Source organism: Candidatus Saccharibacteria bacterium, assembly GCA_017983775.1.
Lineage (GTDB): Bacteria > Patescibacteriota > Saccharimonadia > JAGOAT01 > JAGOAT01 > JAGOAT01.
This window is the reverse complement of sequence record JAGOAT010000007.1, coordinates 20,595-30,057: the sequence shown is the minus strand read 5'-3', so window position 1 is coordinate 30,057 and position 9,463 is coordinate 20,595. Positions and strand designations below refer to the sequence as shown.

The window sequence follows — 9,463 nt, the reverse complement described above, 5'->3', positions numbered from 1 at the left end:
CAACAGTAGCTATAGTCAGTGATGATCGAATTATCAAGCTCGAAGATCTAGATAGGTTACAAAAAGCAGCAGCAGCGATGAGGTTAAACTCTAACCAACAAATCTTAGAAATTATTCCTCAAAATTATTTGATCGATGGACAAGGGGGTATTATTGATCCATTAGGTATGAATGGGGTTAAATTAGAGAGTAGTATGCATGTGATTATTGCAGGTACTCCGACAATTAGACAAATTGACAATGTTTTGCAGCGTCTTGATATTAGCCCCCTTGCTTATCAGCCTAGTATTTTAGCCAGTGCTGAAGCAGTCAGTAGTAAGCAGCAAAGAGAGATGGGTGTGATTGTGTTAGATTTTGGAGCTGAGACTACGGGACTAGTAATCTATGACGAAGGGCATCCTGTATGGACTAGAGTGATACCAGCTGGATCGGTTAATATTAGTCGAGATTTAGTACATGCTTTGCAGGTCAATTTAGATATAGCTGAAAAATTAAAACTAGATTACCAGGATATTGTTAAAAATCCTGGTAGCGAGATAGATCTTAATAGCTATGGACTAGATAGGAGAGTAGAGAGGCAGTTGGTGATAGATGTGGTGAGTTCTAGGGTGGAGGAAATATTTAGTCTAGTATCCGAGGAGATTAGATTGTCCAGAATGACTAGTCAGTTGTCTGGAGGTGCAATTCTGACAGGAGGTGGTTCTGGTCTTTATGGAATAGATGAGTTGGCAAGAAGGTGTATAAAGTTGCCAGTTAAGATTTCTGGTCCAGAGAATATCGTAGGTATTGTTGATCAGGTCAATGATCCTTCGATGTCATCTGGAATTGGTGTAACGCTCAAGGGGGTTGATTTGGAAGATTACCATCAAGGAGGGGTAAATTCCCTGATAGGATCGGCTATGGATAGCTTGTCTGGGATTTTTAAGTCATTCTGGAGATAATAAATATAGATCCAGATCACAATATGTCGTTTACTCGGATAGAGTAGCTTAATAGAATAATTATAGTGTTCGGTATACTGATAAGCCATAAGAGTTAAAAATTCATTACAGCATGCTGTCAACAGGTAGGGTATAGGAACAATGAACAAAATATATACTCTATTAATATAGTTATGAAAACTGTGAATAAAAAACTTGCATTTAGTGAACAACTAGCTTAGACTATAATGTATTGCTTGATTAGTGGGCAACCGTAGCCCCAGGCATATTTTAAAAATCAAATATCAAAATAAGAAAATCAAATTGATAATTAATAATACTATAGAAGATAGGAGGGAATAATGGCAGAAATTTTGCCAGCAATTGAGACTTTTGCTAGAATTATCGTGGTAGGTATAGGTGGTGGTGGTGGAAATGCTGTCAATCGAATGATTCAATCAAAGCTCAAGGGTGTGGAGTTTATTGCTATCAATACTGATGCTCAAGCATTGCATTATTCAAAATCAGCTCACAAGTTTCATATAGGAAAGAATACCACTAAAGGTTTGGGTGCAGGAGCTAATCCAGATGTTGGTCGTCAAGCCGCAGAAGAAAATGAAGAACAGATCCGGGAGGCATTGAAGAATGCTGAGATGGTCTTTCTAACTGCTGGCTTTGGTGGAGGTACTGGCTCTGGAGCTGCACCTACTATTGCTAAGATTGCTAAAGAGGCAGGGGCGTTGGTAGTAGGTATAGTGACCAAACCATTTAGTTTTGAGGGGGATCGAAGAAGAAGGATCGCTGAAGCCGCAATTGAAGAGATTCGTGATAAGGTAGATACTTTGATTACAATCCCTAATGATAAAATATCCCAGATCATTGACCATAAGACTTCGCTCATCGATGCATTTTCGACAGTAGATGAGATATTGCATCAAGGAATCCAGGGTATATCAGACCTCATTACTATTAATGGTTTGGTTAATTTGGACTTTGCTGACGTCAAATCAATTATGGAGCATGCTGGATCTGCCTTGATGGGTATTGGTCAGGCATCAGGTGACAATCGAGCAATCTTGGCGGTCAGACAGGCAATGGACTCACCTCTGCTCGATGTTTCAATCAATGGTGCTAGAGGGGTATTAATTAATTTTACTGGTGGTCGAGACCTAGGAATGCAAGAGATTGAAGAAGCAGCAAAATTAATACATGATGAAGTTGACCCAGAGGCAAATATTATCTGGGGTACTGTACTTGATGAGAATATGACTGGAGAAATCAGGGTGACATTGGTTGCAACTGGATTTGATTTGCCAAGACCATTAAGGTCAAATGTTGGCACCGCTAGCTTCGGTTTTAGTAACCCTACTAGTTCGGGGTATGGTAATTCATCAGCAGTCAATCACCCAGTAACAAGTATTAAGAGTACCAGAAGCGATCAGTTGGCTGAAATTCGCAGAGCTCAAAGTGAGGATATTAGTGCCATGGTGGATGCTGATCTTGGTCAGGATAACCAAATTAAATCTGATAATGGATCAAGTAAGACTGGCCTAGGGGGTAGGTTGCTCAGACGCAAACCAGAGGAACCAAAGGTCGATTTGGATTTTGAAGAACTTGCATTGGTTCAAGATCAAGAGGTTGGTCAACAGGAATTCAATCAAAATCTTAGTGTTGAAACTCCAGGTTTCGCTGATGATGAATTTGATAAGCCTGCCTATCTGAGGTCTGCAAATAGCAAAATTTCTACTAGTAAGATCAGTAATCCGGATGACTCAGACCCCGAGATGCCAGATTTTGTCAAAGAGAAACTGTAGAGACAATTTCTCCACAAGAATCTAAGAGGTTTTTGGCCAGATCCGCTTGACATGTTTAGTGAGGCTAGTGCTATAGTAGATTAAGGCTACGCTATATATAGAGCGCACATAACACATAAAAGATGAATTGTTTACATTGTCAAACCTCAGCTAGTAGAGTGATAGAGTCCCGAGATCTGGAAGGAGGCTCAGTAATTCGGCGTAGACGAGAATGCAATGATTGTCAGCAAAGATTTACTACTTATGAGCGAGTAGAATCTGCTCAGTTAGTGGTAATCAAAAAGGATGGCAATAGACAAACCTTTTCTAAGCATAAGTTGGCTGCTGGGTTATACAGAGCGCTCGAAAAGCGTCCAGTTCCCCAGAGTAAGATCGAGGTTTTGATTAGCCAGATTGAACATAGCTTAAAATCTTTAGGTGAAGCAGAGGTACCTTCTTCACAAATTGGTGAAGAGGTGATGCGAGGTTTGCTTGACCTAGATCAAGTTGCATATATTAGGTTTGCCAGTGTTTATCGCAGGTTTGATGATATAGAAAGCTTTGCTCAGGAGCTTCGTAAGATTCGTCGTAAACAGTAGTCTATCATAGGATAGGGTTACTGTATCGTGTAGTGCCGCAAACATTAGCCAGTCTAGTCTGGAAGGATCAACTACCAGTGTTTTGGTTTGAAATTTCTATAGATATTAACTGTCTATCAGAGGTAAGGGGACTTGATTGTTTAGGGGTTATTTATTTTTTTAGATAGCCACATCTGAGATCTAATAATAAAAAATATAATATAGGAGGGAGTGAGATGAGTGCTACAGCAACCAATTCAGAGGGTTTAATTTATCATAGAAAGTTTGCACCTTCATTGGATCCGTATGCTGAGATTGAGACCGAAGTAAGGGATGTAGTGCTCAAGAATTTTATGACTGGTGAAGTGGTGTTTGAGCAGCGAGGTATAGAGGTGCCAAGCTCTTGGAGTGATAATGCTTTAAGTATTTTTGCTCAACATTATTTGAGAGGTAGACTGGATACACCAGAGCGAGAAACTAGCGTACTGGAGTCAATTGATCGAGTAGTTGATACGATTGTAGCCTGGGGATATAAGGGACGGTTGACAGACTACAACGGAGACAAATTCGAGCTACCTGATTATGCCAAAGTCAAACCTCTATTTGCTGACCAGTTATCAGCTGAAAATTTTGCGGCCGATCTTAAGTACCTGATTGTTACTCAACAAGTCAATTTTAATTCACCAGTCTGGTATAACATTGGGGTAGAAGGTACTCCTCAGCAATCAAGTGCTTGTTTTATTTTAGAAGTAGAAGATAATATGGCCTCAATTCTTAACTGGTATCGTGAGGAGGGAACAGTATTCAAGGGGGGGTCTGGTGCTGGGGTTAATTTATCAAAAATTCGATCTAGCTATGAGGGGATTACAAAGGGAGGCAAAGCCTCCGGGCCTTGCTCATATATGCGAGCGGCTGATGCTAGTGCTGGCACAATGGCATCTGGCGGTAGGACTAGACGAGCAGCTAAAATGGTAGTACTTGATGTAGATCATCCAGATATCTATGAGCAAGCTGATGGCAGTGAGGGGTTTATTCGGTTAAAAGTCAAGGCTGAAGAGGTCGCTAGGACACTAGCTAGCAATGGATTTCGAGTATCAGTAGCCGACAATCGAGATGGGTATCATATCCAGTTTCAAAATGCTAATAATTCAGTAAGGATTAGCAATGAATTCATGGAGACTTTGCTCGAGGATGGTGTCTGGAAGACCAAGGCCAGAAAACCAGGGTTAGTTTGGAAGGAAACTCCTAGCTATCAAGCAACTGACTTGTGGGCAAAGATTGCCAAAGCTGCCTGGGAATGTGCAGATCCAGGGTTGCAATTTGATACTACGGTTAATTTTTGGCACACAACTCCATCTGCCGGGAGAATTAATGGCTCAAATCCTTGTAGTGAGTATATGCATATTGATAACTCTCCATGCAACTTAGCCGCAACAAATTTATTGAAGTTTTTAAATCATGATGGTTCCTGGGATCACCAAGGATTTAGTTCTGCTGTTGAAGTAGTGGCAATTGCTCAGACTATTATGGCCAAGTATGGTGATTATCCTACTGAGAATATTTCTAGAGTAGCAAAGGGGTTCTTGCAGATAGGTCAAGGGTATACCAATCTAGGAGCAATGCTGATGGCTAGTGGCTATGGTTATGATAGTATGGAAGGTCGGGCTTGGGCTGCTGTGATCACTGCTCAGATGCAAGCCCAGATCTATAAGACATCTAGTCTGATTGCTCAAGTATGGGGTAGCTATCCAGGTGATCCGGAGATGGGTAGACCAGGGTTTGAAGATCCAGAGAACAAGGTAGCTCACCTAAAGGTAGCTAGCCTGCACAGAGATTATGCTTATGCAATCGGTGAAGAACCTAGCCGGGAAGCTCAAGTCAGTAGTATTAAGTTTGGTTCAGAGAATCATATTGATATTTTCTATGATGAAATAGTTGGTGCAGGTTTACCAATCGTTCAAGATCAGAATTTGGCAAAGGCTTGGGACCAGGCCAAGCACGCTTGGGATCAAGCAGTCGATATGGGCAAGCAGTATGGATATAGTAATGCACATATGTCGGTATTAGCTCCTGTGGGCACAAGTGGCTTCATGATGGATAATGATACTACTGGCGTGGAGCCTGATCTTGCGCTCAAGAAGAATAAACAAAAAGTCTCAGGAGATGAGATGGTGATAGTCAATCAGACTGTTGAGCGAGCTTTGCAAAGATTGGGCTATACCCCTGAACAGATCATTGAGATTATTGCTTACGTTGAGGAGAATAGTTCGATTGTCGGTGCTCCTGGAGTCAAGGAAGCTGATTACTTGGTATTTGATACTGCATTCCAGGAGGCTATTGGTGGCAGATATCTTTCGATCTATGCCCATGAAGCAATGATGGCTGCTGTTCAGCCATTTCTTTCTGGTGCTATTTCCAAGACTGTTAATATGCCCGAAGTGGCAACTATAGATGATGTAGAGAAGGCACACTTTGATGCCTGGAGATTGGGGATTAAGGCCGTGGCAATCTATCGCAACAATTCTAAAGCAACTCAGCCCATGAGTAGCTCCAAGAAAGAGAAGTCAGAGGATCGACAACAAGTAGCCCAGGATGATTCTATGCAAGTCGTTAGGCATGCCCCTGTTACAAATCGAGTTAAATTACCGACTATCCGAGATTCTAAAACTTTTGCGTTGAGAGTTAATGGGTTTAAGGTCTATGTAACTGTTGGGATGTATCCAGATGGTACACCAGGTGAAATATTCATAGGTGGAGGCAAACAGGGCTCTACCTTCTCAGGGTTTGTTGATGCTTTGGCAATCGCAATGTCAATGGGTCTTCAGCATGGGGTTCCTCTGGATGCCTTCATATCAAAGTTTGTCAATATGGAATTTGAACCAAAAGGGTTTGCCAATTCAGATAACTTTACATTTGTTAGTTCAGTGATGGACTTGATTGCTAGAGAGTTGGCAGTCAACTTTATGCCAGCTGACAAGAGGCATAGCCTAGGAATTAAGACCAATGCCGAAAAAGAGGCTGATCTGGCTGGGGTTGCGCCAGGTCAAGCTCAACTGATCATTGATACAGTGGAGACTACAGGCCAAGAGTCAGTAGTGACATCTGACAGTTTCGAGGATCAACAAGAAACTAAGCCTCAAGCCTCAAAGTCAGTTTATCGTGGACCGATTGATGAATCACCACTTTGCTCGAATTGTGGTATCTCGATGACCAAGACTGGGACTTGTGCTGTTTGTGAGCAATGTGGGCAGACTAGCGGATGTAGCTAGATTGGTTTAAGCTGAATAAATTGCATATTGGATTTTACTACCTGGGATGACCATAGGTTGGAATGGGTCAGTACTATCAGTTGTGTTAGGTTTAGGCTGTCTTGTATTTGAACTTTTAGCCTGATACATAGCTCTATCTGCTGCACCTATCAAAGTATCAGAAGGGTGACGAGGATGACATTTTAAAAAATCACCTAGTTTGATAGCATCAATAGCAGCAACCCCAATCGTAAAGCCTGCATCTAAGTCTGATACTACTTCGCCTGAGGATAGAGTTGCTTCTGATATCTTGATACGTGATAATAAGTCAACTTTGCTAGCAACCATATTGAGGAACGAGTTAAACTCTAGGTCTGGATTATCCTGAGAGGTGAGAAATATTACAAATTCATCCCCACCCCAACGTATGCAAACATCAGTAGATCTTATGCCTTCGAGAAACTTCACAAAAATACCTCTATATAAGATTTCATCAGTAGGACGGTGGCCAATAGCATCATTAATACCTTTGAGGTTTTCAAAGTCTATAAATATAGCAGCACAATGAAAATTGGATTCTGATGTTTCTTCGCTTCGCATCATAGCATCTAGCTGAGGGAGGGTGAGAGGAGTTTTCGCATCAAAGCTAGTAGTTGGATCTATCGATATAGCTCTATTGATATTATCCAGTATTATACTATACATTAGATAGACTGTGGGGGCTAATTGCATTAACTTGAGTTTTGCTTCATCTGACATTGATCTGATGAATGAAAATAGCTGATTTAGTTCAACAATTCGTTCTAAGTCAGAAGAGTCTAAGCAATTAAGCGTTTTTAGCTCAGCAAGAGTAGGCAAAGTTATTTTGTTAGTACAAGGACTAGGGTATTCTGCTCGTCTATTATTCGGTGAGGTTGTATTTGGTGCAGTAGTTCTTAAATCTATCTCTTTCCATCTCTCTTGGTCAAGATCTAGGCTATTTTTTTGGATAGCATTTTCCATAACAAGACCCTTAAGTATAGCCTCAAATTCCTTTAAGCGATTCAGGGCATCAGCTTCAGTAGAGATACCTAGGCTCGATGTAAGTTTTGTTATTTCGTTTTGATACTTTTCTATTATTGGTAGTAAGTCTACAGGAGCAGTGGATTTCTCGAGGTCTATATGGGCTGAAGGATAAGATTGTTCAGGTGACATATATCTATACCATAATACAAAAAGTCATCTGTTGCAAGTTTAATAGCTTGCAACAGATTAGTGCTTGTGTTAATCTCAGGGTATGAATATAAACTGGAGCTTATTTATTGATGTTATTGTCTATGGCTTGCAAGGCGTATTTTTTATTAGATTGATATATTCTATCCTGACAAGAACTAATGACTATAATAGGTCAACTCTAGATAATCGATTAATTCAATTTGTCTATGAATTGACAGATCCAATACTAGCTAGGGTTAGAAAAATTTTACCAAGATCAAATTTTATTGACCTCTCGTACTTCTTTATAATACTCGCTATCGAGGTAATAGGCACACTTCTCAAATCATTAGTATAGATATTAGTCAAGATCAGTAATATTGACCATAAACCCTTGACAAAAATCTTTTTTAGCCAATATCGCGGACAGTCCGCGATATCTCTAATCTGGTAAGATGATAGAAACTGCGGACTGTCCGCGTCAAAAAATATGGTATAATATAGTAGATTTGTGATAAATAAAAATGCTCATGCTTGCAAAAAATTAATTTTACTGGGACAATCAGGGCAATTAGCTAATTGTAATAATATTATTTATTAACAGTTCGGTCACATGTAGTGTGTTGGCTTGGGAATAATGGTTTGTTTTAGGTTGATTAAAGAATGTATTATTTTGAGTCAAGTATATATCTGACTGAATAATACAAAGGAGTGTTGTGGTGTACTCTATTGCAGATGTATATAAAGTTTATACAAAATATCATGCAAAAGTGAGGGGACATTTTAAAACAGTAGATAGTCAATCAATACAAATACTAGGCGAACAAAATCTTACCCATAAGGATCAGATTCCAGGAAGTAGTACCGTTAATAGTTCTTGGCTTTTGGAGGTCTATAATGGTAACATTGACCAAAATAAATTGTTGTTTAAATTGCCAAAACATTACTGGCAAATGATTAAGGCAATCCGAGAATCTACAGGGATATTTGAGGAATATTTATCTAACTCTATAGATTACCAACTAGAAAGATCAAATTGCAAGGTATTAGGTTTTTGTATATTACCTAGCAAGATATCAATAATGATTGAAAATTGTAAAGAAATATCAATAGATGAATATGTTGTAAGATTTAGTAGGTGTCTTAAGGAAATAATGCCCAATAAGGCTACAGATATTGTAATTGATAAGAAGCTAATCTCAACCAATATTAGTTCAGTTTCGGCAATAAAAGAGCTAGTATTATACCCATTACATCTTGGCAAGCAACCTAGATATTATTTGTATTCAGTATTGCATTATTATTTGGGAGGGTATGGCGAAGAGTGGCTAGATTTTCGGTTGCTTGAGCAAATCGAAGCCGATGAGTTATAATTGAACTGGTAGTTGGTGGATGATCGCTATTTTTCTAAAGTAGAGGAAAGTCCGAACAGCTCAGAGCAAAGACAGTCACTAACGGTGACCGGGAGTAATCCTAGGGAAAGTGCCACAGAAACAATACCGCCCTATTTGGGTAAGGGTGAAAAGAGTGAGGTAAGAGCTCACAATAGGTCATGGTGACATGGTCTAGGGGTAAACCCTGTCTGCTGCAAGTCTAATGGATCCAGGTTGCTCGCCGTCTAGTTCAGGTAACTGAATTAGGGATATGACGCTAAGATAAATGATTATCCAGGTACATTATGTACTAGACAGAATTCGGCTTATAGCCAACTACCCCATAAGAGGGCTTAT

At 39.9% G+C, this 9,463-nt stretch carries 7 protein-coding genes and 1 other RNA gene; 7 read left to right on the top strand and 1 reads right to left on the bottom strand.

Annotated elements, in window-relative coordinates; translation table 11 throughout:
* From ftsA to KA531_01515, 4 genes are all read left to right on the top strand, one after another.
* Positions 1-941, top strand: a 941-nt coding sequence (gene ftsA / locus KA531_01530) for a cell division protein FtsA (GenBank protein ID MBP6005568.1), incomplete at its 5' end; no start/stop codon positions are given.
* A gap of 341 nt (positions 942-1,282) precedes the next feature.
* Positions 1,283-2,734: a cell division protein FtsZ gene (ftsZ, locus tag KA531_01525; GenBank protein ID MBP6005567.1), complete on the top strand. Its 1,452-nt coding sequence runs from the start codon at positions 1,283-1,285 to the stop codon at positions 2,732-2,734.
* Between the two features lie 122 nt (positions 2,735-2,856).
* On the top strand, positions 2,857-3,312 hold the full coding sequence (gene nrdR, locus KA531_01520) for a transcriptional repressor NrdR (GenBank protein ID MBP6005566.1): 456 nt from the start codon (positions 2,857-2,859) through the stop codon (positions 3,310-3,312).
* 215 nt (positions 3,313-3,527) lie between these two features.
* Positions 3,528-6,560, top strand: a complete 3,033-nt coding sequence (locus KA531_01515) for a vitamin B12-dependent ribonucleotide reductase (GenBank protein ID MBP6005565.1) — start codon at positions 3,528-3,530, stop codon at positions 6,558-6,560.
* Between the two features lie 6 nt (positions 6,561-6,566).
* On the opposite strand, the gene KA531_01510 is transcribed toward KA531_01515, so the two are convergent.
* Positions 6,567-7,733, bottom strand: coding sequence for a GGDEF domain-containing protein (locus KA531_01510; GenBank protein ID MBP6005564.1), 1,167 nt, complete (start codon positions 7,731-7,733; stop codon positions 6,567-6,569).
* An 82-nt stretch (positions 7,734-7,815) separates the two neighbouring features.
* On the opposite strand from KA531_01510, the gene KA531_01505 reads away from it, so the two are divergent.
* From KA531_01505 to rnpB, 3 genes are all read left to right on the top strand, one after another.
* Positions 7,816-8,091 (top strand): YggT family protein, encoded by a 276-nt coding sequence (locus KA531_01505; protein ID MBP6005563.1) that lies wholly within the window; start codon positions 7,816-7,818, stop codon positions 8,089-8,091.
* Between the two features lie 412 nt (positions 8,092-8,503).
* A complete protein-coding gene (locus KA531_01500; GenBank protein ID MBP6005562.1) occupies positions 8,504-9,106 on the top strand; it encodes a hypothetical protein in 603 nt (200 codons plus the stop codon).
* Between the two features lie 7 nt (positions 9,107-9,113).
* An RNA gene (gene rnpB / locus KA531_01495) (RNase P RNA component class A) lies at positions 9,114-9,451 on the top strand.
* Positions 9,452-9,463: the final 12 nt, after the last annotated feature.

Excerpts from the sequence above, each read along its gene's own strand:
- nrdR (MBP6005566.1), top strand. The coding sequence starts at position 2,857 with ATGAATTGTTTACATTGTCAAACCTCAGCTAGTAGAGTGATAGAGTCC.
- ftsZ (MBP6005567.1), top strand. The coding sequence starts at position 1,283 with ATGGCAGAAATTTTGCCAGCAATTGAGACTTTTGCTAGAATTATCGTG.
- KA531_01515 (MBP6005565.1), top strand. The coding sequence starts at position 3,528 with ATGAGTGCTACAGCAACCAATTCAGAGGGTTTAATTTATCATAGAAAG.
- KA531_01505 (MBP6005563.1), top strand. The coding sequence starts at position 7,816 with ATGAATATAAACTGGAGCTTATTTATTGATGTTATTGTCTATGGCTTG.
- KA531_01510 (MBP6005564.1), bottom strand. The coding sequence starts at position 7,733 with ATGTCACCTGAACAATCTTATCCTTCAGCCCATATAGACCTCGAGAAA.